General features: G+C 40.1%; 24 protein-coding genes. 12 read left to right on the plus strand and 12 right to left on the minus strand.

Annotated features, from left to right (window positions below):
* Window positions 1-14 precede the first annotated feature (14 nt).
* The 3 genes from guaB to BM073_RS08410 form a co-directional block, all read right to left on the minus strand.
* Window positions 15-1,493: an IMP dehydrogenase gene (gene guaB, locus BM073_RS08400; protein WP_091653184.1), complete on the minus strand. Its 1,479-nt coding sequence runs from the start codon at window positions 1,491-1,493 to the stop codon at window positions 15-17.
* Window positions 1,494-1,712: 219 nt separating this feature from the next.
* Window positions 1,713-2,645: a lytic transglycosylase domain-containing protein gene (locus BM073_RS08405; RefSeq protein ID WP_091653186.1), complete on the minus strand. Its 933-nt coding sequence runs from the start codon at window positions 2,643-2,645 to the stop codon at window positions 1,713-1,715.
* Entirely contained in the window at window positions 2,645-3,367 is a 723-nt protein-coding gene (locus BM073_RS08410) for an LOG family protein (protein WP_091653188.1), read from the minus strand. The genes BM073_RS08405 and BM073_RS08410 overlap by 1 nt, the downstream gene beginning before the upstream one ends.
* Before the next feature lie 171 nt (window positions 3,368-3,538).
* On the opposite strand from BM073_RS08410, the gene BM073_RS08415 reads away from it, so the two are divergent.
* The 4 genes from BM073_RS08415 to BM073_RS08430 all read left to right on the plus strand — a co-directional run bounded on the left by BM073_RS08415 (window position 3,539) and on the right by BM073_RS08430 (window position 5,686).
* The gene (locus tag BM073_RS08415) at window positions 3,539-4,138 is read left to right on the plus strand and encodes a YkgJ family cysteine cluster protein (protein ID WP_091653191.1); all 600 of its coding nucleotides are present in this window, start codon (window positions 3,539-3,541) and stop codon (window positions 4,136-4,138) included.
* Between the two features lie 67 nt (window positions 4,139-4,205).
* A complete protein-coding gene (locus BM073_RS08420) occupies window positions 4,206-4,565 on the plus strand; it encodes a phage holin family protein (protein ID WP_091653193.1) in 360 nt (119 codons plus the stop codon).
* Window positions 4,558-4,941, plus strand: coding sequence for a hypothetical protein (locus BM073_RS08425; RefSeq protein WP_091653196.1), 384 nt, complete (start codon window positions 4,558-4,560; stop codon window positions 4,939-4,941). Before BM073_RS08420 ends, BM073_RS08425 begins: the two co-directional genes overlap by 8 nt.
* Window positions 4,913-5,686, plus strand: a complete 774-nt coding sequence (locus BM073_RS08430) for a geranylgeranylglyceryl/heptaprenylglyceryl phosphate synthase (RefSeq protein ID WP_245756389.1) — start codon at window positions 4,913-4,915, stop codon at window positions 5,684-5,686. The genes BM073_RS08425 and BM073_RS08430 overlap by 29 nt, the downstream gene beginning before the upstream one ends.
* Here BM073_RS08430 and BM073_RS08435 read toward each other — a convergent pair.
* From BM073_RS08435 to panC, 6 genes are all read right to left on the minus strand, one after another.
* Window positions 5,672-6,598, minus strand: coding sequence for a helix-turn-helix domain-containing protein (locus BM073_RS08435; protein ID WP_091653198.1), 927 nt, complete (start codon window positions 6,596-6,598; stop codon window positions 5,672-5,674). The two genes, BM073_RS08430 and BM073_RS08435, sit on opposite strands and share 15 nt — an antisense overlap.
* 139 nt (window positions 6,599-6,737) lie before the next feature.
* A complete protein-coding gene (locus tag BM073_RS08440) occupies window positions 6,738-7,877 on the minus strand; it encodes an acyl-CoA dehydrogenase (protein ID WP_091653201.1) in 1,140 nt (379 codons plus the stop codon).
* A 96-nt stretch (window positions 7,878-7,973) separates the two neighbouring features.
* Complete coding sequence (locus BM073_RS08445) at window positions 7,974-8,663, minus strand: zinc metallopeptidase (protein WP_091653204.1); 690 nt, start codon at window positions 8,661-8,663, stop codon at window positions 7,974-7,976.
* A gap of 31 nt (window positions 8,664-8,694) precedes the next feature.
* Entirely contained in the window at window positions 8,695-9,699 is a 1,005-nt protein-coding gene (locus tag BM073_RS08450; protein ID WP_091653207.1) for a lysylphosphatidylglycerol synthase transmembrane domain-containing protein, read from the minus strand.
* Window positions 9,699-10,046, minus strand: a complete 348-nt coding sequence (gene panD / locus BM073_RS08455; protein WP_091653210.1) for an aspartate 1-decarboxylase — start codon at window positions 10,044-10,046, stop codon at window positions 9,699-9,701. The genes BM073_RS08450 and panD overlap by 1 nt, the downstream gene beginning before the upstream one ends.
* Before the next feature lie 25 nt (window positions 10,047-10,071).
* Window positions 10,072-10,920: a pantoate--beta-alanine ligase gene (gene panC / locus BM073_RS08460; protein WP_091653213.1), complete on the minus strand. Its 849-nt coding sequence runs from the start codon at window positions 10,918-10,920 to the stop codon at window positions 10,072-10,074.
* Between the two features lie 126 nt (window positions 10,921-11,046).
* Here panC and BM073_RS08465 point away from each other — a divergent pair, with 126 nt between their 5' ends.
* The 3 genes from BM073_RS08465 to glmS all read left to right on the plus strand — a co-directional run bounded on the left by BM073_RS08465 (window position 11,047) and on the right by glmS (window position 15,160).
* Entirely contained in the window at window positions 11,047-11,859 is an 813-nt protein-coding gene (locus tag BM073_RS08465) for a glycogen/starch synthase (protein ID WP_091653215.1), read from the plus strand.
* Complete coding sequence (locus BM073_RS08470) at window positions 11,849-13,198, plus strand: DUF4270 family protein (protein WP_175557876.1); 1,350 nt, start codon at window positions 11,849-11,851, stop codon at window positions 13,196-13,198. Before BM073_RS08465 ends, BM073_RS08470 begins: the two co-directional genes overlap by 11 nt.
* Before the next feature lie 120 nt (window positions 13,199-13,318).
* Window positions 13,319-15,160 carry a glutamine--fructose-6-phosphate transaminase (isomerizing) gene (gene glmS, locus BM073_RS08475; RefSeq protein WP_091653220.1) on the plus strand — a complete coding sequence of 614 codons (1,842 nt, stop codon included), beginning with the start codon at window positions 13,319-13,321 and terminating at the stop codon, window positions 15,158-15,160.
* Between the two features lie 36 nt (window positions 15,161-15,196).
* Here glmS and BM073_RS08480 read toward each other — a convergent pair whose 3' ends face one another.
* Window positions 15,197-15,427: a Kazal-type serine protease inhibitor family protein gene (locus BM073_RS08480; protein WP_175557877.1), complete on the minus strand. Its 231-nt coding sequence runs from the start codon at window positions 15,425-15,427 to the stop codon at window positions 15,197-15,199.
* 124 nt (window positions 15,428-15,551) lie between these two features.
* On the opposite strand from BM073_RS08480, the gene prfA reads away from it, so the two are divergent.
* Window positions 15,552-16,628 (plus strand): peptide chain release factor 1, encoded by a 1,077-nt coding sequence (gene prfA / locus BM073_RS08485; RefSeq protein ID WP_091653225.1) that lies wholly within the window; start codon window positions 15,552-15,554, stop codon window positions 16,626-16,628.
* A gap of 84 nt (window positions 16,629-16,712) precedes the next feature.
* Window positions 16,713-17,237, plus strand: coding sequence for a GNAT family N-acetyltransferase (locus BM073_RS08490; protein WP_091653228.1), 525 nt, complete (start codon window positions 16,713-16,715; stop codon window positions 17,235-17,237).
* Window positions 17,238-17,258: 21 nt separating this feature from the next.
* On the opposite strand, the gene BM073_RS08495 is transcribed toward BM073_RS08490, so the two are convergent.
* Window positions 17,259-18,476 (minus strand): cystathionine gamma-synthase family protein, encoded by a 1,218-nt coding sequence (locus tag BM073_RS08495; RefSeq protein ID WP_091653230.1) that lies wholly within the window; start codon window positions 18,474-18,476, stop codon window positions 17,259-17,261.
* A gap of 214 nt (window positions 18,477-18,690) precedes the next feature.
* Window positions 18,691-21,507: a YCF48-related protein gene (locus BM073_RS08500; protein WP_091653233.1), complete on the minus strand. Its 2,817-nt coding sequence runs from the start codon at window positions 21,505-21,507 to the stop codon at window positions 18,691-18,693.
* A 153-nt stretch (window positions 21,508-21,660) separates the two neighbouring features.
* On the opposite strand from BM073_RS08500, the gene BM073_RS08505 reads away from it, so the two are divergent.
* Genes BM073_RS08505 through BM073_RS08515 form a run of 3 tightly spaced genes read left to right on the plus strand, consistent with a single transcriptional unit; the run spans window position 21,661 to window position 24,691 of the window.
* Window positions 21,661-22,311: a Tll0287-like domain-containing protein gene (locus BM073_RS08505; protein ID WP_091653236.1), complete on the plus strand. Its 651-nt coding sequence runs from the start codon at window positions 21,661-21,663 to the stop codon at window positions 22,309-22,311.
* Between the two features lie 60 nt (window positions 22,312-22,371).
* Window positions 22,372-23,358: a formylglycine-generating enzyme family protein gene (locus BM073_RS08510; RefSeq protein WP_091653239.1), complete on the plus strand. Its 987-nt coding sequence runs from the start codon at window positions 22,372-22,374 to the stop codon at window positions 23,356-23,358.
* Between the two features lie 49 nt (window positions 23,359-23,407).
* Complete coding sequence (locus BM073_RS08515; protein WP_407639971.1) at window positions 23,408-24,691, plus strand: Gfo/Idh/MocA family protein; 1,284 nt, start codon at window positions 23,408-23,410, stop codon at window positions 24,689-24,691.
* The last annotated feature ends 123 nt before the right edge of the window (window positions 24,692-24,814 follow it).

Here is a 24,814-nt window from a genome sequence, read left to right on the forward strand (position 1 = left end):
ACCCGGCCATTTTTTTATGATTTAAAGCTATAATTAGGAGCTTCTCTAGTCACACTTACATCATGCGGGTGGGACTCTTTTACTCCAGCTGCGGTGATCTTCACAAACTTACCGTCTCGCTGAAGGTCTTCAATGGTTTTTGTACCACAATATCCCATTCCTGCCTGTAAGCCTCCTACCAATTGATATAGTACTTCAGAAACTAAGCCTTTGTAAGGTACGCGACCTACTATTCCTTCTGGAACCAGCTTTTTAATATTATCTTCTGCATCTTGGAAATATCTGTCCTTGGAGCCTGACTCCATAGCTTCCAATGAACCCATTCCGCGATAAGACTTGAACTTTCTTCCTTCAAAAATGATCATTTCGCCTGGTGCCTCTTCTGTCCCGGCCAATAATGAACCGATCATGATAGAGCTACCTCCAGCGGCAACCGCTTTAACCAAATCCCCGGAATATCTGATACCACCATCGGCAATTACAGGAACACCCTTGTCTTTCAAAGCTTGCGCACATTCGTAAACGGCCGAAAGTTGTGGAACTCCAACTCCTGCAATCACCCGGGTGGTACAAATCGAACCTGGACCAACCCCAACTTTCACGGCATCTGCACCAGCATCTGCAAGTGCAAGAGCCGCCTCAGGAGTTGCAATATTTCCAACAATCACCTCTAAATCAGGGAATGCTGTTTTAATCTTTTTGCAGGTTTCAATCACACCCTTGGAATGTCCGTGAGCAGTATCAATGGATACTACGTCTACACCAGCAGCTTTCAATGCCTCTACTCTTTCAACAATGTCTGCGGTGACACCTACAGCAGCACCTACTCTCAAGCGTCCATACTCGTCTTTACAAGCATTTGGCTTATCCTTTCTTTTCAGAATATCCTTGTAAGTAATAAGGCCGGTAAGTTTGTCTTCCTCATCTACGATTGGAAGCTTTTCGATTTTATATTCTTGAAGGATTTCCTCTGCCTGCTCCAAAGAGACGCCTGCTTTGGCTGTGATCAGATTATCAATGGTCATGATTTCCCGGATCGGTCTGTTCGGATCTTTGATAAATCTTAAATCGCGATTGGTAATGATACCTTTCAATACACGATCTTCATCAACTACAGGAATACCTCCAATGTGAAATTCACGCATGATATTTTCAGCGTCCCTCACTTTTGCATCGATATGAAGCGTGATAGGATCTAAGATCATACCTGCCTGAGAGCGCTTCACCTTTCTCACTTGAGCGGCTTGCTTCTCTATAGACATGTTTTTATGAATGAAGCCTAAGCCTCCTTCCAAAGCGATAGCAATGGCGAGCTCAGCCTCAGTCACTGTATCCATAGCGGCAGAGACAAGAGGAATGTTTAATCTGATTTTTTTGGTGAGTTGGGTAGAAGTATTGGTCTCACGAGGAAGAACTTCTGAATACCCTGGAACTAAGAGCACGTCATCGTAAGTGAGTGCTTCGAAGAGAAATTTATCGGAGTTTCGATTCATAGCAAATATCGATTGTAGGTAACCCTATTTGCCCGTCAAAGATACAAACAAAACTTTTGTCTGGATAACCTTGAGAAAAAAATCTTTTGAAATCTCAGGTTTCTTAAGTCTTTTTTAGAATTTTCTTGAAGAAAACAGGCTTCAACAGGAATTTTGGAAAGTCTTCTTCCATATCAGAGCTTCCCAAATATTATTAGTTTAAATCACAGATAAGGAAATTTATTCCGGCAGTAAGATTTCATAAGACCTTCCTCTCTTCACATTTAGGTCTCGATCTCTAAGCCATGGATTGTAAAGCTTTAACTCTTTGTAGGAAGAGCCACGTTGTTTGGCCCACTCTGCGAGATTTTTAATATCATCAGATACAGTGATTGACTTCAGAACAGGATTGGTATAGTAATCTTCCTTCCTCAACCCAAATCCATATTTCTTGGGATTTTCAAAGATGACTTTGAAGGCAAGAATTCTGAAAATGTATCTACTCGTTTCATCATTGAGCAATAGGTCGTAATAATCTTCCTGTAATTGCTCTGTTTGACGCCGGGAAAGACCACTTTGTCCCATGTTATAGCTTGCTGCTACAGCAGTCCAGTTCCCGAATTTTTGATGAGCTTTATTCAAATACTTTGCTGCTGCTACAGTTGACTTTTGCCAATGATAGCGCTCATCCACGTCTCTGCTTATCTCTAAGTCATATTCTTTAGCTGTATCTTCCATGAATTGCCAGAACCCTTTGGCTCCTGCAGAAGAGGTGGCATTCATCAAAGCTGATTCGGCTATTGCCAGATATTTGAAATCATCAGGAATCCCATTTTCTTGCAAAATTTGGCTGATTTCATTCAGGTATTTACCGGATCTCTTCATTAGCAGTACCATATTAGATTGCCAATAGGCGTTGACATAGATTTCCCTCTCTAGCCTTTCATACACATCCTGGATTTCTAAAGGAACTTTCTCGCCTGCAAAGCTCAATTCTTTGGGTATTTCAAAGATCCGCACAGAGTCTGCCGGTAAAGTAGGCAGACTCATCGGAATCAATGTTTCTTCTGTTTCTTGTAGAACCGAGCCATCTGAACTTTTCCAGATAACTGCCAACCCAATAAGACAGGTAAACAATAACCCATAGATGATAAAAAGGTGGTAGCTTTTCATTAAAAGTTGGGGCTCAATAAATACTTGCTGTAGAAATCATCAATTACGCGGACTGCTTCCGTAGCATCTTCCACTACTGAAAAAAGGTCCAGATCCTCTTCATTGATGTACTTATGACTCAAAAGAGTTTTTTTGATCCAATCTACTAGGCCTTCCCAATAATCTTTTCCGACAAGGACTATAGGGAAGCGTCCAATTTTATTTGTTTGAATTAAGGTAAGGGCTTCGAAAAGCTCATCCATGGTTCCAAATCCTCCTGGTAGAACCACAAATCCCTGTGAATACCGAATAAACATTACTTTTCTCACAAAAAAGTAGTCAAAGGTGATCAGCTTATCCCGGTCAATATAAATGTTGTTAAACTGTTCGAAAGGCAAAACAATGTTCAAACCCACAGATTTACCTCCTTCAGAATGGGCTCCTTTATTACCCGCTTCCATGATACCCGGGCCACCTCCTGTGATCACCCCGTATCCATGGCGTACCAATTTAGCAGCAATATCTTCTGCCATTTTGTAGTGGCTATGATCCCTTGGAGTCCTTGCCGAACCAAAAATTGAAACGCAAGGTCCTATTTTGGCAAGCTTTTCAAAGCCCTCCACAAATTCAGACATTACTTTAAAAATTGCCCAAGAATCCGCGCTTTTGATCTCGCTCCAATCGCGTTCTTTAAAGGCTTTCCTAATTTTATCTTCTTGCTGCTTATCCTCTAGATTGCTCATAACATATTTACTTTTAGTAAGAAAACGATGACATACCGAAATAGTCGGCCAAAACCTCCGCAAAAAAGAAGCGGAAACCCTAAGCAATTGATTTTCAGTAATAAAAAATATTACCTGACGGGAATCATACCGGCTTGTTTACGCTTACTTTTGCGTGAAATTAAATAACGCTTGAATTTAGCAGAAAAATCCCTCTTGGTACAGCAATTATTTGCTGAGCTTGAGACAGAGTCTAAACAATTTGCCACAGAAAGTGGCCTTTCTTGTATTTCGGGTTGTGGGTTTTGCTGTGCAAACCCTAAGATTCCAGCCTCCATTTTAGAATTTTTACCCCTAGCCTTAGACCTTCATGAAAAGGGCGTTGCTGAAGCAAGCCTTCGCCTTCTGGAAACTCAGGAAAATGGCGGAAACTGCATTTTATACCGTCCACAAAACGAGGATGGAAGCAAGGGTTTTTGTGGCAATTATCAGAACAGAGGCATGATTTGTAGAGTATTTGCCAGCTCTGCGAGAAGAACTAAAACAGGACAAAAGGAATTGATTATATGTAAACCCATCAAAGAATCCCAAGCTGATCGATTTCAGGAAGTAAATTTATTGATCAACGAGGATCTGCATATTCCCATGGCGACAGCCTACTACACTCAGCTACGGGATATTGACGAATCTCTTTGTGACCATTATCCTGTCAATGAGGCGATTCGCAGAGCCTTAGAACTTGTGTTGAGATTTAAATTTTACGAAGAAGGGGAGAGAGCTGAGGAAGTATGATTTTTTTGCTCGTCGCAATTAAATTATATTAGTGTTCTTAATAAAAGTTACATTTTTAATAATAGGCATGCTCAAAGTATCTGAAATAGTACAAACTGTCAAAAGTTTGATCGAAACCAGGGTCAATATGGTGAAGCAGGAAGTTCAGGAAGAATTTCTTGGAATCATATCCCGAACCATTCTTTTGGTGGTACTTGGTGGCCTGACTCTATTAGTACTTTTGTTTTTCAGCTTGTCTCTGGCGTTTTTCCTGAGTACTAAGTTCGAATCTCCTTTTATTGGCTTCTTATTGGTAGGGCTGTTTTACCTTATTCTATTGGTTCTTTTGTACTTGGGCCGATACTCTATTGGAATACAGTCCAAAGTACAGGGAGGTTTAAGGAATTTTATTTTTAGCAAAATCAAACTCAAGAAGAAAGATGAGTAATGAATTGGAAAAACAAGCTGAAGAATTGGAGCAGACGCTTCAAAAACAGCTAGACCTTCTCAAAAGAGATTCCGAGGATTGGTTGAAAGTAGGAGGGGCCGTGCTGGCTGGGGGCCTACTCGCTTACGCTATTGTGAAAGCCACCAGAAAGAAAAAGAATAAAAAGACCCAAAGAGCACTTGAAGTTTTGGAAAGAGAGGGTCTTTTGGATAAGGATTTGGAGGAAAAATTGACCAAACCAAAAAAGTCCAGCTTTTGGCCTAGCATGAGCCAAAGATTGTTGATACTAGGTCTGGCCTTGGCTAAGGAAAAATATTTCAAAGACTTATTTACAAAGGAAAAGGCTGATGGGAAGGAAGAAGAAGGCACTTTCTAAGAGTTTCCACAGACTTTTTGAAAAGAAACAGAAAGGAATTGCCTGGCTGATTGACCCTGCAAAATTTGACAAAAATCTTATCCCAAATATAAAATCAATCAGAGACTCTAAGCTTGATTTTATTTTTATTGGAGGAAGTAAATACCGGGACAAAAACTTCGATGAAATTGTCTTTGAAATAAAAAATGCAGCAGGTTATATTCCTGTCTTGATTTTTCCGGGTTCCAAAATGCAGGTCTCCAATCATGCTGATGGAATTTTATTTTTAAGTCTATTATCCGGAAGAAATCCGGAATTTCTAATTTCCCAACAAATTGCTGCAGCAGAATCAATTTATCATTCCGAGCTAGAGGTAGTCCCAACAGCTTATCTCTTAGTCAATGATGGAGAACTCAAAAGTGTGCACAGGGAATCTAATACCCTTCCAATTTTAAATAAATCCATCAAGGAAGTGGTGAAGACTGCCTTAGCAGGCAAGTTTTTGGGAATGGATCTGTGCTTTTTGGATGCTGGAAGTGGTGCTACCTCCTCTGTAGCTACGGAAGTTATTCAGGAAGTCAAAAAATATTTGGATGGGCCTCTCATTGTTGGTGGTGGAATTGATAACCTTCAGAAAATCCATTTGGGCTTTGAAGCTGGGGCGGATGTCATTGTAATCGGAAACCAAATAGAAAAGGACCCCCATTTTCTAACAGAGGTCCTTTCTTTTAAAGATTGGTATAATCAGAGTTTACACGTTAATTAAAGATTCTCTTCTTCTCATTTTTCCCGCAGGTACTCCATACATCATCTTAAATCGTCTACAGAAGTAAGCAGTATCTTTGTACCCAACTTCCTTTCCAATGTCCCGAATGGATTTTTTGGTTGTTCTCAATAAGTCAACGGCCGCCTCCATTCTTTGATATTCAATATAATCCTGAGGATTAATTCCAGTCAGCATTTTGAAGTATTGACCTACATAATCTTCCGATACGTTGGCAACCTTCGCTAAAACTTTATTGGATAAATCACCTCCCAAATTGGTTTTGATAAACTTGAAAAGTTCAATCAATCTAGGATCCTTAAAATATGTCACATTGGTAGATAGCTCTTCTAAGAACAAACGATTTTTCAGAATATGTCTTAGTAATTCTATGACAAGAACTTCCGTCAAGGCTCTCAAAGTACGTTCTTTACCGACGCTACTTTGCTCCAGTTCTTTCATGATGTCTTCGATCAACATTCCTATTCTATCATTGAATCGAATAATAAAAGCAGGAATATCTAAGGAATTAAAAAAGTTAACAACATCGAAAACCTTGGATTCAAAGCTTACAATCGATACACAGTCTTCCTGAACATTGCGAATATCCTTAAAACTGATACTCTGGAGATACTTCTTTTTGTTCTCCAGAAAATTGTCCATTGATACCTCAGTCTTTTTGGATCCACCACCAAAAGTCAGCGAGGTCTTTTTTTCTCCTGGAAGAAAAAGGACTTCTCCTTCATTGAGTATTTCCTGATCCTCTCCAAACTTCAAGCTTCCATGATGAAGCAAGATGAGCATATTGTCAAATTCTTTATGATCGGCTATTGAAATGGGCTTTTCAATCTGAAAATTGTTTCCCCTTAAAAACCTAACATTTACCGATTCGATGACCTTGTTGTAATATTCCATGATTTTTTTGCAGAAAAATTGAGATACAAAAATATAATTTTTCCATTTAGAAAAACGAATATTTTTACAGGATCAGTTAAAATAAATTAAAAAAGGCGCAATTATATTCAATTGCGCCCTTCAAAAAGTAAAAAGAAGACTATTTAAGCAGTCCTCGAGATATGACTATTTTTTGAATTTCTGAGGTACCCTCATAGATCTGAGTGATTTTAGCATCTCTCATCAGCCTTTCTACATGATATTCTTTTACATATCCGTATCCTCCATGAACTTGTACCGCTTCCACTGTTACATTCATAGCGACCTCAGACGCATAGAGCTTGGCCATTGCGGATGCATGAGCATAATCTTCGCCCTGATCTTTTAACCAAGCGGCTTTATATACTAACATGCGGGCAGCTTCAATCTGAGTAGCCATGTCAGCAAGTTTGAATTGGATTGCTTGGTGCTGGCTAATTGGCTTCCCGAAAGCTTTTCTTTCTTTGGAATATGCTAGGGACATCTCATAAGCTCCTGCAGCGATTCCTAATGCTTGAGCTGCGATTCCTATTCTACCACCATTTAAAGTTTCCATTGCAAATGTGAACCCAAATCCTTCCTCTCCAATTCTATTGGAAGCCGGAACTTTCACATCCGTGAACATCAAAGAGTGGGTATCACTTCCTCTGATTCCCAGTTTGTCCTCTTTTTTTCCAATCACAAAACCGTCCCAACCTTTTTCCACGATAAAGACAGAGATCCCTTTATGTCCTTTGCTGGCGTCTGTTTGAGCAATAACCAAATAAACACTTGCAGAAGAACCGTTTGTAATCCAGTTTTTGGTTCCGTTGAGAATATAATAATCACCCTCTTTAGTAGCTTCGGTTCTTTGAGAAGTAGCATCAGAACCTGCTTCAGGTTCAGAAAGGCAGAATGCACCTAAAACTTCACCGGTGGCCAGTTTCTTCAGGTATTTTTCCTTTTGCTCTTCTGTCCCGTATTTTTCCAATCCCCAGCATACCAAAGAATTGTTCACTGACATTGAGACTGAAGCAGAGGCATCAATTTTTGACAACTCTTCCATAGCCAGGACATAAGAAATGGTATCCATTCCCCCTCCATTATATTTTGGGTCCACCATCATTCCCATGAATCCAAGCTCACTCATTTTTTTGATTTGCTCAGTCGGAAATTTAGCTTCAGTATCTCTTTCTATTACCCCAGGCAAAAGTTCAGTATTTGCAAATTCTCTTGCCGCCTCCTGCACTGCTAGGTGCTCTTCTGTCAGTTGAAAATTCATGTTTAATTATCGGGTTTATTTTCGTTTGCGGAATTTATAGTAAAAAAAGAAAAGGGGCAAAATGTTGCCCCTTTCCGAATTTTATTTTGATTTGAATCAATCCCGATTGCCAAAGAAAATAAATATGTAGTAAGCTAAAGTAGCTAATGATGCAAGAGCAGCAACTACATAAGTCATGGCAGCCCATTTCAATGCGTCTTTAGACATAGCATATTCAGAACGTGTGACAATGTTTCTGTTTTGAACCCATGCCAAAGCCCGGTTAGAGGCGTCAAATTCAACAGGAAGGGTAACCAAGGTGAATAAGGTCATAATCCCGTATGCCCCGACGACAATTACCCCTATATATTCATATGGTAAGCCTAAGGCAAATCCACCGAACAAAGAGGCGATTAAGACTACGTTAAGAATCTTTCCGGAAATATTCTGCAAAGGAACAAGCTTGGATCTAAGAGTGAGCCAAGTGTAAGAGGTAGCATGCTGCACTGCGTGACCACATTCGTGAGCCGCTACTGCTGCTGCTGCTGCATTTCGTCCATAGTAAACGTCCGGGCTTAGATTAACCGTCTTATTCATGGGGTTGTAATGATCCGTTAATTGTCCTTCCACAGAGACCACCTGAACATCATGAATATTATTGTCCGCCAACATCAGTTTGGCAATTTCTGCTCCGGAAAGATTGGCTTCCAAAGCAGTCTGAGAATACTTTTTAAACTTGCTTTTGAGTTTGTTGCTTACAACAAAACCTGCGATTGCAAATACGACTACAATTAATATCAGTAACATAATTTTTTTGTTTGCAGAAATGAATACGAAGTTAGCTTTTGTCAGGTTTTATCCAAGCTGGTTTTTGAATCATGATGACCCAGCTAATTAAGCCTGCCACAAGAACCAAAATCACCTGTGTACCATGAATAATGGCTGCAAAGATTTTTCCGTCTACTTCTGATATTCCTAACTGTATCAAAATAAAGGCCACCAATGCATGAAAGGTTCCTATCCCCCCTTGAACCGGTGCAACCATGCCAATACTTCCCATTACCATGACCAAGAGCACTTCGCCGCTGGACAAATTGGCAGTACTTTGAATCCCTAATGCAACTGTACACATGGTTAAAAAATAAATCAACCAAATGACTACAGAGCTCAACCAAAAACCCATAGGATTTTTTAGAGTCGAGATTCCCTTGATACCTGAATACAATTCTCGAAGAAAGTGCTGGACCTTTTGTATAAATCCATTGTCTCGAAAACGTCTTAAAATGAAATAAATGACTAAACAGAAAACCAAAATTCCCCCCATCACCAAAGGAAGGTTTTGAAGTAGTTTAGTTCCTAAGTTATCCAAGTCTACCAATTGACCAGCCAGATTCAAGAAAAGCTCATTTTCCACCAAAAAAGCCAATAGAATAGTAGCAATCAAAAATAACAAGTCAATTGATCTCTCTAGTATAACCGTACCCAAGAGATGGCCAATGGAAATACCATTTGTCCGGGAAAGTACTCCGCATCGCGCAACTTCTCCGGCTCTTGGAACAATCATATTGGCCAGATAGCCGACCATTACGGCATGATAGGCGTCGGAAAGAGTTACTTTTTTTCCTTCATTTTCCTGAATGAGCAGTGTCCACCTCCAGCCTCTCAAAGCATAACCTCCCAAAGCAATGGCTAATGATAAACCAATCCAAGCCCAATTACTGGAAAAAATCTGCTCTACCAGGCTATTGAACTCAATATCCTTGTACAAAAACCAAAAAATCCAGACTGCGATCGCCAAGGAGATCAGAATCTGGATTGTTTGTTTGATTCTAGGGTGTAGCATCAGATCAATCGGTTTTGATCATCTGGAAAAATCACCACTGGTTTAAATTTCTTCGCTTCTTCAAAGTCCATTCCTGCATAGCTGATAATGATGACTATATCTCCAACAGCCGCTTTTCTTGCTGCTGGACCATTAAGACAGATCTGGCCACTTCCTCTTTCCCCTTTAATCACATAAGTTTCCAGCCTTTCTCCATTATTAACATTGACGATTTGGACTTTTTCGTTTTCAATGAGATTGGCCGCATCCATCAAGTCTTCGTCGATGGTAATTGAACCCACATAGTGCAATTCCGCCTGAGTGATTTTCACCCGGTGGATTTTTGACTTCATGATTTGAATTTGCATTGGCTTAGTTTTTCCGGCCGCAAAATTAAGAATTAATTATGAGGTTATCGATCAATCGAATTTCTCCCACATAAGCGGCAGCACAAATTGCCATTTTTTGATGTGGGTCAAACTGCTTCTTTATTTCAAAAGCCTCTCTTTCTACCAATTCGAAATACTCGAGTTTCACAGATTCTTGTTCTTGAAACTGTCGGATGATTTGTTCTTGTACAACTAACCACTCCTTGCCTTCTTTCAGTTCCTTCGCCGCTACCGACAAACTATTAAAAATGATTAAGGCTGTTTTTCTCTCCAGATCAGATAATCGCCTATTTCTTGAAGACATGGCAAGTCCATCCTCTTCTCTTCTGGTAGGCACTACAATTATTTCAATAGGAAAAGAAAGATCTCTCACCAAGGTTTGAATGATTGCTACTTGCTGTAAATCTTTCTGACCAAAAAAGGCAAAATCGGGTCGAATGATGTGAAATAGCTTTGACACAATCACCCCCACCCCATTGAAATGTCCTGGTCGGAAAGCTCCCTCTAAAATCGTTTCAAGGTGGCCAAAATTTAATTTGAGCACCGGAGAACTGGGGTACATCGTGTCAACTTCTGGTAAAAACACATAATCGACTCCTGCTGATTCCAATAGATCGAGGTCCTCCTTTACACTAGAAGGGTATTTTTTGAAGTCTTCCTGATTATTGAATTGAGTAGGATTGACGAAAATGGAAACTACTGTACAATCTGCCTGAGCTACACATTTTTTTACTAAATCCAAATGCCCTTGGTGCAGAGCACCCATTGTCGGCACGAGACCTATGGATTTATTTGATTGAATGAATTGGAGCCTGATTTTGTTCCAATCGGCCCCTGTACGGAATACCTGCACGGGATAGGGGATACTTTTGGGTAAATAGAGGCAAAACTAGATTAATATCCAGAAAAACAAGGCATTTCAGGCTTTTTTTATTATATTTGTGCCGTTGTTTATCACTTTACATAAAAAATATATAGCATGTCTAAATTACGTATCCTCTACGTTGCCAGTGAAATCAACCCTTTTCTCCAGACTTCAGAAGTAGCCAATTTCCTACGAACACTTCCTCAAGCCATGCAAGAGCGCGGCATGGAAATCCGTATTTTGGTACCTCGGTTTGGATTGATCAATGAGCGAAAAAACAGACTTCATGAAGTTGTAAGACTTTCTGGAATTAACATTGCTGTTGGTGAAGAAGAAAAGCCGTTGGTGATCAAGGTAGCCTCCATTCCGAATGCTAAACTTCAGGTTTACTTCATCGACAATGAGGACTACTTCCAGCGAAAGAGCGTATTCCATGACAAGCAGCAAAAATTCTACGAAGACAATGACGAGAGAGCCATTTTCTTCTGTAAGGGAGTAATCGAAACTGTCAAGAAATTGGGATGGGCACCGGATATTGTGCATTGCAATGACTGGATGACCTCCTTGATTCCTATGTATTTGAAGACGACTTACAAGAATGAGCCATTATTCAAAGACACTAAATCAGTTTTTGCTATCTACAACAACGGATTTTCTCATACCTTTGGCGATGATTTGTTAAACAAGGTTAAGATGGTGGACATAGATGACACTATTTTAGCACCTTTGGAAAGCAAAGACTTCGAAGGCTTTATTCGTATGGGTATGGAATATGCCGATTTAGTAGTGAAGGGCGGAGAAGTTTCTGACGAATTAACTCAATTAATAGAAGATTTCTCAAAAGATAAGAAGTTTGAAATCAGCATTGACGAAGAAGAACAAGCTCACGAAGAGCTTTACGGCATATACACAAATCTTGCAGGCTAAACTAGCTTGCTTGGGATTACTATTTACAATTCTAATTAGTTCTTGTTCCGATCCAGCTTCCGTAGGACTCGAATTAGCTCCGGGAAACAACCAAGTAGGTGTTTTCTTCGCTGAGTTCGATCTACCTGCGGAAGTTGTGTTATTGGACTCTTTTGAAACGACTACCAATGCAGCTCGGAGAGGGATTTTGGCAGTAGGGCACGAACAAGATGACTTTTTTGGAGTAACCCAAGCAACTTCCTATTCTAGACTTTCATTCTCTTCTAGTCAAAAAAGGCCTGAAGCTGATGCAATTCTTGATAGTGTGTTCTTTACTCTTAGAGTAATAAGTGTCAATGGAACTGACTTAGATCAGCCAAAATCATATTCGGTCCATAAATTAAATGAGCAGATTCTGGATACGGTTTATTTCAACACCGATAAAATTCCATTTCAGGAATCTGCGTTGGCTTCCAGTGAAATAACATTTAATGAAACCAAAGACACCACTGTTAGACTCCAAGTAGACCAACAATTTGCTTCGGAAGTTTTTGAGCTATACAAAGGAAGTAGAGAGTTTAGCAACATATTTAATTTCAGACAATACTTACCAGGTATTGCAATTAAAGCTAAAGAAGGAGACAACACTACAATTGGACTTCAGCAAGGTGAGAACACTGGGTTTATATTTTATTACCACAACCTTGCTGATACAGTTGCCTCATCTTTCAGAATAACTACTAGTACCTCAAGAGGCTTTGTAAATGTTGAAAGCGATAGAAGTGGTACTCCAACTGCTAGTGTTCAAGAATATAGAACAGCTTATGACGTCGGGAATAAAGTAGGTGCAAAAGCTAATCTTGGGATGGTTATTAAAATAAACACTCATCCAATTGATGAATTTTTAGACTCAATTTCTGGGATTGTCTTCAATGAAGTTTCGTTTGAAATGGGAGAAATTGAATCATTCCCTGAAACTCAAAATCCTTTATTTTCTGGATATTTATATTTAACAGACGATACCAATAATTTCATTCGAAGGAGCATCGATAGAAATCCTATCACGGTTCAATCAACAAATCAACCTCAGGTAGAAACCGATGAGAATGGAAACCAAATTCCAATGGTAAGAGCTCCCGCTCAGGTTTTATTTAATCAAACCTCCAAAACTTATAGTGCGGATATAACTTCCCATATTAATGCGCTTTTCCGAGGAACATTAACTAATAAGGATTGGCTATTTTACGGAGGAATAGTTTCTGTAGGTTCCGAGGATGATAATTTCAAAAAATCATTAAGGCAAATGGTGGTAAGGAAAGACCGAATCAAGGTCAAAGCCATCTATTCAAAAATCAAATAAAAACTGCTTTTTAAGAAGCTAAAAGAGTCCACTTTCAAATTTTAGGAAAGTGGATTCTTTTTTTTGGCATGAAAGCTGTTTCTTTGTGCAAGTTCTAGAAAACAAAAAGAATTTTTCAATATGTGTGGAATTGTAGCATATGTGGGGCAGCAAGAAGCTCTTCCCATTATTATCAAAGGTCTAAGAAGATTAGAGTATAGAGGTTACGATAGTGCAGGCGTAGCTTTGCTGGATCATAATGGCCTTAGTATTTATAAAAAGAAAGGAAAGGTCTCTGAGTTGGAAAAACACTTGGAGTCCAATGGTGATATCAAATCCAATATTGGAATTGGTCATACAAGATGGGCTACTCACGGTGAACCTAATGATGTAAATGCTCACCCTCATTATTCTTCTTCTGAAAAACTGGCAATGATCCATAATGGGATTATTGAGAATTATGAGGTCCTAAAGAAAGACTTGATTCAGAAAGGATATAAGTTTCATTCAGAAACTGATACTGAGGTATTCATCAAATTTATTGAGGACATTCAGCTTCATAATAAATGCTCCTTGGAAGAAGCTTTGCGTCTGGCACTGCACAAGGTGGTAGGTGCTTATGCTATTGTTTTGATCAACAAAGAGGAACCTGACACCCTGATTGCAGCTAGAAAAGGTTCTCCTTTGGTTATTGGTGTTGGAGAAGATGAATATTTCTTGGCATCGGACGCAACCCCTATTATTGAGTATACCAACAAGGTGGTTTATTTGGATGATTACGAAATAGCTGTAATCCGTAATAATAGGCTTCAGGTAAAAACCATAGAAAACGTAGAAACCAATCCATACATCAATCAATTGGAGATGGAATTGGAAGCGATTGAAAAGGGTGGTTATGATCATTTCATGTTGAAGGAGATCTATGAGCAGCCCAAGTCCATCGCTGACTGCCTTAGAGGAAGATTGGATGCAAAATCAGGAAGATTAGTTCTAGGCGGTCTACGAGACTACATGAACAAATTCCAAAATGCTGAGCGGATTATCATCACGGCTTGCGGTACATCTTGGCATGCCGGCTTAGTGGCTGAGTATTTGTTCGAAGAATTTGCCAGAGTTCCTGTAGAAGTAGAATATGCTTCCGAATTCAGATACAGAAATCCAGTTATCAATGATAAAGACTTTGTAATCGCAATTTCTCAATCAGGAGAAACTGCAGATACTTTGGCTGCTATTGAACTGGCAAAGTCAAAAGGGGCAACCATATTTGGTGTTTGTAATGTGGTTGGTTCTTCTATCCCAAGAACAACCCACGCTGGATCCTATACTCACGCGGGACCAGAAATCGGCGTAGCTTCAACAAAAGCATTTACGGCCCAAATCTCAGTTTTGGCTATGATGGCTTTGAAGTTAGGTTACCAAAGAGGAACGCTTCCGGAAAGTCGTTACATCCAGTTGCTGCATGAACTTGCAGCTATTCCATCCAAAGTGGAGAAAGCTTTGCAGACTAATAAGCAAATCGAATATATCGCTTCCGAATATAAGGACGTGAGAAATGCCCTTTATCTAGGAAGAGGCTACAATTTCCCTGTAGCCTTGGAAGGTGCTTTGAAACTGAAAGAAATCTCTTATATCCATGCGGAAGGTTATCCTGCAGCAGAAATGAAGCATGGTCCTATTGCCTTGATTGATGAGGAGATGCCAGTAATCTTTATCGCTACTCAGGATAGTTCTTATGAAAAAGTGGTAAGTAACATTCAGGAAGTGAAAGCAAGAAAAGGAAAAGTAATTGCTGTAGTAACTGAAGGAGATACTCAAGTGAAAAGTATGGCTGATCATGTCATTGAGATACCAGAAACTCACGAAGCTTTTGCTCCATTGGTTTCAGTAATTCCTCTTCAATTGCTATCCTATCACATTGCTGTGATGAGAGGTTGTAATGTAGACCAACCTAGAAACCTCGCAAAATCAGTGACAGTTGAATAATATCAAAGGCCTTCATTTCTGAAGGCCTTTTCTTTTTTAATCCCCACAAGTACCCTGGGTAAAGGAAGTAATACCTCTGGACCTAGCCTCGCAATCATTGCCATAGGTAATCCCATTACACCCACATACTGGTGCATAGATTTGGTAGCAAGCTGCATTATCCTTGACCAACCTGGAGTCATAACAATCAGGTGGAAGTTCTTCATCGCATTGAAATGCAGAAAAGAGGAGAACACAAATCGATGATAGAAAGGATAATCGTTTCATAATTTCAATAATAATGTCAATATAGGAGACGAAAAATCAAATCGAAATGATACAAGTACAATTATAAGGAAAGGAATCAGCAACTAAAGATAAATCCTTAATTTTGCCTTGCGAATTAAATAGTATGCTGGACAAATTACAATCAATAAAAGAACGGTTTGAAGAAGTGGGTCAACTGATCGTGTTGCCTGAATCCATGGCGGACATGAGTAAGTATGCCAAGCTAACCAAGGAATATAAAGACCTTGAAAAAATTGTAGCTGTATATGATGAGTATATTCTAGTCCTGCAAAATATTTCAAGCTCCAAGGAAATTCTGGATAAAGAAAAAGATCCTGACTTCCGCGAAATGGCCAAGGCTGAACTGGATGAATTAAAGGAAAGAAAAGAAGAGCTTGAAAATGAGTTGAAACAATTACTCATCCCCAAGGATCCCAATGATTCTAAAGACTGTATTCTCGAAATTCGAGGAGGAACCGGTGGGGATGAAGCCGCAATTTTTGCTGGTGACCTATTTAGAATGTATGAGCGTTTCTGCGAAATGCAGAATTGGAAGCTTACTGTTCTGGATTTAACTTTTGGTTCGGCAGGTGGATACAAGGAAATCATCGCTACCATTTCCGGTGCAGATGTGTATGGAATGATGAAATATGAATCCGGAGTTCATAGAGTTCAGCGAGTTCCAGCTACCGAATCTCAAGGAAGAGTCCATACTTCAGCGGCTTCAGTGGCGGTTCTCCCAGAAATGGATGAAGTGGAGGTACACTTGGACATGAATGATATCAGAAAAGATACCTATTGCTCATCCGGGCCTGGAGGTCAGTCTGTCAACACCACTTATTCTGCCGTAAGACTGACCCACAACCCTACAGGATTGGTTGTAACATGTCAGGACGAGAAGTCTCAAATCAAGAACTTTGAAAAAGCCTTGAAGGTACTTCGCTCAAGATTGTATGAAATTGAGCTCGCAAAACATAATGAATCTGTCGGAGCTCAAAGAAAATCCATGGTTGGCAGCGGAGATAGATCGGATAAAATCAGAACTTATAATTATCCCCAATCAAGGGTAACTGATCATAGAATCAACAAAACCGTATACAACCTACCCGAGGTAATGGACGGTCACATTGAGGAGTTTATCTCCGCTTTACGCTTTGCAGAAAACTTGGAGAAGATGCAAAGCTCGGGTTTAGAGGAATAATCTTTCCTTTTGCATAATTGTTGATTGAATATTGCAGAATGTGATTTTTGACTAGTATCTTGAAGAATTAACTGAAAAGTTCTTATGATCATTGCCGGAGAAAGAGAGATCAACCTAGTGACATGGAATGAGGCCCATTTCCATCAGCTATATCCTCTTGCCAACAACCCAAAAATAGCCATGAATCTGAGGGATAGTTTTCCTCAGCCTTATACCATTCACGATGCCCGGCATTGGATCGAACACAATCAAAAGTTTAATCCACCTCAGAATTTTGCCATAGAGTTTCAAGGAAAACTAGCAGGAGCAATTGGCTGTGAAAGGGGGAAGGATGAATTGAGAACCAATATGGAATTAGGTTTCTGGGTTGGTGAACCATATTGGCGAAAAGGAATTGCTACTGAGGCAGTGCGTTTATTTACCAAGCATCTGTTTGACAAATTCGACATTCAGCGTGTTTACGCACAGGTGTATGATTTCAACGGGGAATCTATGAACGTATTGGAAAAAGCAGGCTACATTCCTGAGGCTATTTTGAAAAAAGCATTTATTAAACGTGGAGTAATCGGAGACTTATTCCAATATGTAAAAATAAGAGGCGAGGAATAATCCTCGCCTTTTTTCTTAAACCTATTCTAGAGCCTGGCTGACGTCGGCGATCAAGTCTTCATAATGCTCCACTCCTATGGAAAGGCGAACCAACTTTTCTGATATTCCCAACATTTTTCGGTCTGCATCACTTACATCCGAATGAGTCATAGTAGCCGGATGCTGTGCTAATGACTCCGTGCTCCCTAAGGAAACTGCCAATTTGAATAACTTGAGATTATCCAGAAAACCAAAAGCTTCTCTTTCTCCACCCTTAATATCAAATGAAACCATCGCACCAGCACAGCTAAGCTGTTTTTTAAAGATCTCGTATTGTGGGTCTCCTTCTTGTAAATGCCCAAGAAAATATACTTTTTCCACTTTTGGATGAGCTTTCAAAAAATCTGCAACATTCCGGGCATTTTCAGCCTGCTGAGTCATCCGAACCTTTAGAGTTTCCAAACTTCTCATCAATAACCAACCTGTCCAAGGTCCGGCCATATTTCCCAAAAATGTCCGAAGGGTTCTGACTCTTTTCATCAACTTGGCATTTCCCAATACCGCTCCGGCTATCAGATCAGAGTGCCCACCGATATATTTGGTAGCGGAATAAACAACCAAATCCGCTCCGTGCTGTAGTGGGTGTTGCCATAATGGTCCCATATAAGTATTATCCACTACAAGCTGGGCGAGGGATTCTTTGTCTCCTAATTGCTTTGCTACTTTGCTGCAGAGCTCCAAGTCAAATAGAGAGTTGGTAGGATTGGCGGGAGATTCTACATATACCATTTTGACTTGATGCCCTTTTGCTTTCGCCAAAAGTTCATCTTCTGTCTCATTCTCCGTAAATCCGATTCCTTTGATCCCATATTCTGGTAAAACTTTGTTGATAAAGTGATCTGTTCCGCCATAAACAGGCATACTGTAAAGCAGGGCATCTCCCGGCCTCAGGAATTCAAGAAAAACAGTAGATATAGCAGACATGCCGCTCTCAAAAACGCAACACTCCTCTGCTTGATCCCAAAGAGATAGCCTTTCTTCCAAAATCTGTAAATCCGGATTATTAAGGCGAGAGTAAATCAAACCAGGTTGCTCGCCTACGTTTCTTTCCCGCTTGCCATAAGCAAGCTCAAAAAACTCTTTTCCCTCTTGGGCGCTTTTGAATACGAAGGTGGACGTCTGAAAAATTGGGCATTTGACTGCTCCCTCAGACCATTCCGGCTTGTATCCATAGGACATCATTAAACTTTCTGGGTGCATGGGTATTTGGGTTTATATTTTACCCAAATCACCATAAAAGTTTTTACTTTTTCAATTCCTAATTCCTTATTTTATTTTGTGTCAAAAGTTCATTCAGTCCTATATTCTGAATTTTTTGAAATAAATTAGATATTATTCTTTATTGGCAGAATATTATTTGGAATTCTTAATCAATGAAGCGCTTCTCCTTTAACTAATTAGGAATTGGATAAATTTAACGAATCCAGATTTTCTTACTGATCAATCTATCCTTATTCGAAAGTCTAAAAATCAATAAGCCTTTTGGCAAGTCTGTTAATCTTATACTTTTTAAACCCGGGGAAACAGGTGTGGAAAAAACTACCTGACCTCGCTGATTGGAAACTTCCACCCAGTTCCATGTATCCAAGAAATCAGATTCTATAAATACGTCCCCTTCACTTGGATTGGGATAGATTTTTAAAGTACTGTCTCCGCTGTTTGGTTCCAAGGCTGTGATCAAACTTACCTGAACGCCCAATTTAATTGTCTCGCTAAAATTACAGGAATTCTGTGCTCTTACCTGAATTTCAAAATTACCTTCACTTTCCCATCTAACTCGAATTGTCCCAGTTCCTTGACCCTCAAGGATTCTTCCACCTGCACTTAATGACCATTGATAATTATGACCCTCATTGACCGCTACTGAATAGGTTTGTTCTCCTGGAGGCACTAGGTTCTCTCCTGAAATTTGGTCCGGAGCAGTAGGTAATGCATTGATTTGAATGGGAAGAGTGATTGTTTCCCTTTGACCGCAAGCATTTTCTGGGGTAGCTTTCAAACTTCCAAGTCCAGGGTTTATCCATTTAACTAGAACCGTCGAGGTACCCTGCCCGCTGAGTATTTCTCCGCCATTGGCTTCCCAAGTGTAGCTGATACCTTGCAGATTTGGAAGCTGATAAGACTCCTCGTTCGTCTCACAAACAGTCCCATTTCCATCAATTTTCAGGTTAGCTGGAGGTAATTGAGATACATTGACCTCCAGAAAAGAGGTTTCTCCTGCTCCGCAAAAATTGCTTCTACTTACGAAGATGGCTTTTCTTCCCGGGTCTGTCCATTCGACTTCAACCGTATTGGTTCCTTGCCCGTTGATGATTTGCCCTCCATCAACTCTCCATACCAATTGAGTTCCGGCTATTTGGCTGTCTGTAATTCGATAAGTCTGGCTTTCTAGGCAGGTCTGCGAAGCACCCGATATATTACTCAATGCTCCGGTAGGAGGAACGCAATTGTAAGTAAGGATACTCCCATCATCCCCGGCTGCATAAGCTATCAAAGGAGTTCCTGCACTGATGGCATTCAGATTTCTACTAGTTCCTGTCTCGATTTTTGTCCAGGATTCTCCTCCATCCTTGGTTACTAGCGCCAATCCATTCTTGCCGGAAATAAAACCAAATCGGTTATCAATAAAATCAACTGAAAGTAAATCTTCCTTTGTTACACTTTCAATAATCCTCCAAGTTTTGGATTTATCATCAGTTTTTAATATTAGCCCTTCATCTCCGACGATTACCGCTTCAAATTCGCTCAACTTAGCTAAACCGTTAAGGTTGTTATTAGTAAGATTATCAAGTTTCTGCCAGCTATTTCCACCCTCCGAATAAAAGATATTTCCACCTTCTCCAATTGCAAAACCAGTTATGAAATCAAAGAACATCACATCTTTTAAATTCACATTTGTATTTGTCTGGATTGCAGATAATTCCCAATTGTTACCAGAATCAAATGACCTAGTAATAAAGCCATTAGTCCCTGCCAAATAAAGAACTGAAGGTGCAAAAAGATAAAAGCCATCTACTCGTTGGGTAGTGTTAATACTAAATTCTCCCCACGCTGAGCCTGAGTTACTAGTTCGATAAATCTTACCCCCAGGACCTGATATATAGCCAAAAGCGGTATTCCAAAAATCAATTGCACTGATGGTAAATTGTTCTGGTATCGGTCTTGAAACAAAGGTTCTGCCTGAAGTAGAGCTAACCAAAAACTCTCCTCTTTCACCAGCCACAAATCCAACCCTGTCAGTTTTGAAATCTACGGAGGTGAAGTTATTTCTATATCCTGCCAACCTTTGGGTATATGTGCTTCCGGCATTGGCGGAAGAAATCAAGTACCCATCTTGACCGGACGCAAAAACCGTATTGGAACCAGGGATAAATGATAATCCTAAAATATTTCTGGTGTTGGTTACACCCAAATTAGCTCGCGCAAAACTCGACCCCGAATTCGCAGATCTGACCGAAGTAGCATTTTCACCGACAGCAACAATAATTCTGACATCCCTTGGAGCAATTTTCAAATCATTCAATTTGACCGTTGTACCGGTATTCAATAGTTGCCAAGTATTACCCCCATCAATTGTTTTGATCATTCTTCCATTGTCTCCAGCTGCATATCCAATTAATGGAGAGGAGAACCTGACAGCATACAGAGATTCCGTTACGCCGGAATTTAGGCTTGTCCAAGAACCTCCTTTATTAAAACTCCTTAGTATCAAGCCCTCCTGTCCAACAGCATAAACAGTGTCTCTATTAATAAAATCCACTCCAAAAATATCTTTCGTTTGGCCGGAGGGCTTTTCTTGCCAAGAAGAACCATCATTCGTAGACTCAAATATTTTTCCTGATGAGCCTGATATAATCCAATTGTTCTCCCCATTATAGCTGATATCATGGAAATCTGAGGATTGCCCAATGTTTATTTTGGACCAAGAATTACCTCCATCTACAGTTTTTAAAATCAAGCCGGAATTACCTATTGCAATACCCAAATTTGAATTTTTAAAAACCAGATCTACAACTCTGCCATCGAATTGATAGGGTAATTCTTCCCAAGTTTGGCCTGCATTGCTTGTTTTGATCAATAACCTTTCCCCTCCAGCATAGGCTACGCTATCATTCACCCAAAAAATAGCTTCCAAGTCCAAACCCCAACTTTGCAATCTAGTCCAGGTCTGGGCCTGTGCACAGTGGTACGAAAAGAAAAAAGTAAGGAGTAAGAAAGAGATTTTTTTCATGAAGCTGAAAATGTACTAAAACAAAAATAAGTCATTTACGCTCATGTCAAAGCAGTTTAGTAGAAAGCCTTAAATCCAAACCAAAAAAAACCAATTTTACTGGCCTGTGTTTGATCAAGGTTGGGTATTTTTAATAATACAAATTCGCATAAGATGAAAAAGCAAGTCATATTCTCTCTTTTCCCAGTACTGGTAGCATGTGGATCAGGTGAAAGAGTTTCTAAAGAAGTTTTTGAAGAAGTAAACCAAGCCATGGAGGTGAAAAAGCTGAATGAAGCTGAAATTATTGAAGCAGCCATGATTTGGGGAGACTCAATTAGCCAAGAGGCTCAAAACCAACTTATTTCAAATCTCCAAAACGCAATCTCTGAAAAAGGGGTGGCAGGTGCTATCGAGTTTTGCAATGTAAATGCCCTCCCAATTTTACAAGAGGTGGCGGATAAATACGATGTTAAAATAAAGCGAGTATCCAATCAGTACCGTAACCCCAAAGATCAACCGGATGAGATGGAAAAAAGGATTTTAGAAACCTATGAGTATGGTATGGAGAATAAAATTGAACCATCTCCCAATATTCAAAAAATTGAAAATGGGGAGGTCTATCTCTACAGTAAATCTATCATCATACCAGGAGGACTTTGTCTCAATTGCCATGGCGAACCCGGTAAGGACATAAACGATGAAACATTAAAGAAGCTAAATGAGCTTTATCCACAAGATCAGGCAAAAGGTCATCAGATCGGTGACCTGAGAGGAATGTGGTCCATTAAAATCCCCAAAAAGGAGGTTGTTAAAAGGATGTAATCAATCCAAGAAATTTTATTTTTTATTTGGGGACTTTCCCCTAATTTGATTGACTCATTCATGATTCAGTCAAAATTTATGCTTTTCCGATATCGAATTCTTTTGCTTTTTATTGTGGCCCTTTTTACAGCATGGATCCTGAAAAATCGTGTACTGTTTGAAGCTTATACTCAAGTCATTCCCGGAACTCAGGTAAAGTTTACCATGGTTCCGATTCCGGGGGGAAGCTTTTTGATGGGTTCGGCTAATAAAAAATATTCGGATGAAACTCCCGCTCATCGGGTCGAGATAGAACCTTTTTGGATGGGCACACATGAGGTCACCTGGGATGCTTTTGAGCTTTTTTTAGATAAAAATTATGAAACAGCCATTTCAGAGGGTCCAATTGGGCAAGTTGTAGACGGCCTTAGCCGTCCAAGCCTTCCTTATCTGGATATGACATTCGGAATGGGAAAAGAAGGAAAGCCGGCGATTGGAATGACTCAATACGGAGCCATTCAATATTGTCATTGGCTATATTTGAAAACAGGCATTTTTTACCGGCTCCCGACAGAAGCAGAGTGGGAATACGCTGCAAAAGCAGGAACTGAGTCAACCTATTTTTTTGGAGAGGATGCTGATAAGCTCTCCGAATACGCCTGGATAGGAGAAAATTCCAATGAAAGCACTCAAAAAGTTGGCTCAAAAAAAGCAAACCCTTGGGGGCTTTTTGATATCTATGGAAATGTCATGGAATGGACCTCCGACCAATATGAAGCAGACTTTTATGAGAGGTCGCCGGAAAAGAATCCACAAAACCCCTCGATAAAACTCTATCCCAGAGTAGTCAGGGGCGGAAGCTATAAGCACAAGGCGGAAGAAATCAGTAGCGCCAGACGATTCCAAAGTGAACCAAAGTGGAAGCAATTGGATCCGCAAATACCAAAAAGTCAATGGTGGTTCCCTGAAGCACCATTCCTGGGAATGAGACTTGTCAGACCTCTCAATCCTCCAAGTCCAGAAGAAATCAAAGCCTATTATACCAAGGCTCCAATAGATGATTATTAAACCTAAAAATAACCTGCTTATGAAACCTGAACATTCACGCCGGAATTTTATGAAAACTTCGGCAATCATTACAGGAGGAATATTAACATCCCCCTTCGTTTTGCCCAAAGCCTATGCTGCGCCTGACAATCACCTCAAGCTAGCCCTGATTGGCTGCGGCGGTAGAGGCACCGGGGCTGTATTTCAGGCATTTGAAACCGGCCATCCAATCAAACTGGTTGCTATGGCTGATGCCTTTCGGGATAGGCTAGATGGAAGCTTGAAACCAATTTTGGATAAATATGGAGCAGAAAAAGTAGATGTCCCGGAGGAAAGGAAGTTTGTGGGCTTCGATGCATATAAACAAGCCATTGCTGAAGCAGATGTAGTGATTTTAGCAACACCTCCAGGTTTTAGGCCATCGCACTTTGAAGAAGCAGTAAATCAAGGAAAGCAGATTTTCATGGAAAAGCCGGTAGCAACAGATGCTGCGGGAATCAGAAGAGTTTTGGCTGCGGCTGAAATAGCAAAGGCTAAGAAATTAAATGTGGTAGTTGGACTTCAAAGACACTATCAAAGTAATTATAGAGAAACCATTCAACGAATTCACGACGGTGCGATAGGGGATATTACCGGAGGTCAGGTTTACTGGAATGATGGAGGAGTCTGGGTAAGAGAGCGGCAGCCAGGACAGACTGAAATGGAATATCAAATGAGGAACTGGTATTATTTCAACTGGCTCTGCGGGGACCACATTACTGAACAGCACGTCCATAATATCGACGTGGCAAATTGGGTAAAACAAGGGTATCCCGTGAAGGCTGAAGGTACAGGAGGCAGGCTTGTCAGAACAGGAAAAGAGCATGGGGAAATTTTCGATCATCATGTAGTCACTTTTACTTATGCTGATGGTTCGGTAATTCACAGTGAATGCAGGCATTTCCCCGGCGCCGCGAACAGAGTAGATGAATCTTTTCAGGGAACTAAAGGAAAAGCCTATTTAAGCGCTGGAAATCATGGTAACCTATCCGATTGGAAAGGAAATGCTATCTATTCTCATAATAGGGAAAACAATGTCAATCCCTATCAGCAAGAACATAATGAACTTTGGGATGCACTTTTCAAAGGTGAATACAAATTTGCCGATGCCGAGAATGCTGCCAAAAGTACCATGACCTCTATTATGGGTAGGTACGCTACATATTCAGGAAAAGTATTGACTTGGGAAGAAGCCTTAAATGGCAAAGTGGACCTTTTCCCTGAAAAATTAGCTTGGGATGCATCGCCTAAAGTATTGCCAAATGAAGATGGCTACTATCCTCATGCTATTCCAGGAAAAACCCAGGTGATTTAATTCAAAAAAATTATCAGGTAATAAAAACCCTTGATTGGGGAAACATTTTCATACTTGACATAAAAAATTGATCTACACATGAAATGCCCATAAGGAAAAATCTCACACAGGGGGATGATTATC

It is taken from the genome of Algoriphagus ornithinivorans (assembly GCF_900115305.1).
In the GTDB taxonomy this organism is placed as follows: Bacteria; Bacteroidota; Bacteroidia; order Cytophagales; family Cyclobacteriaceae; genus Algoriphagus; species Algoriphagus ornithinivorans.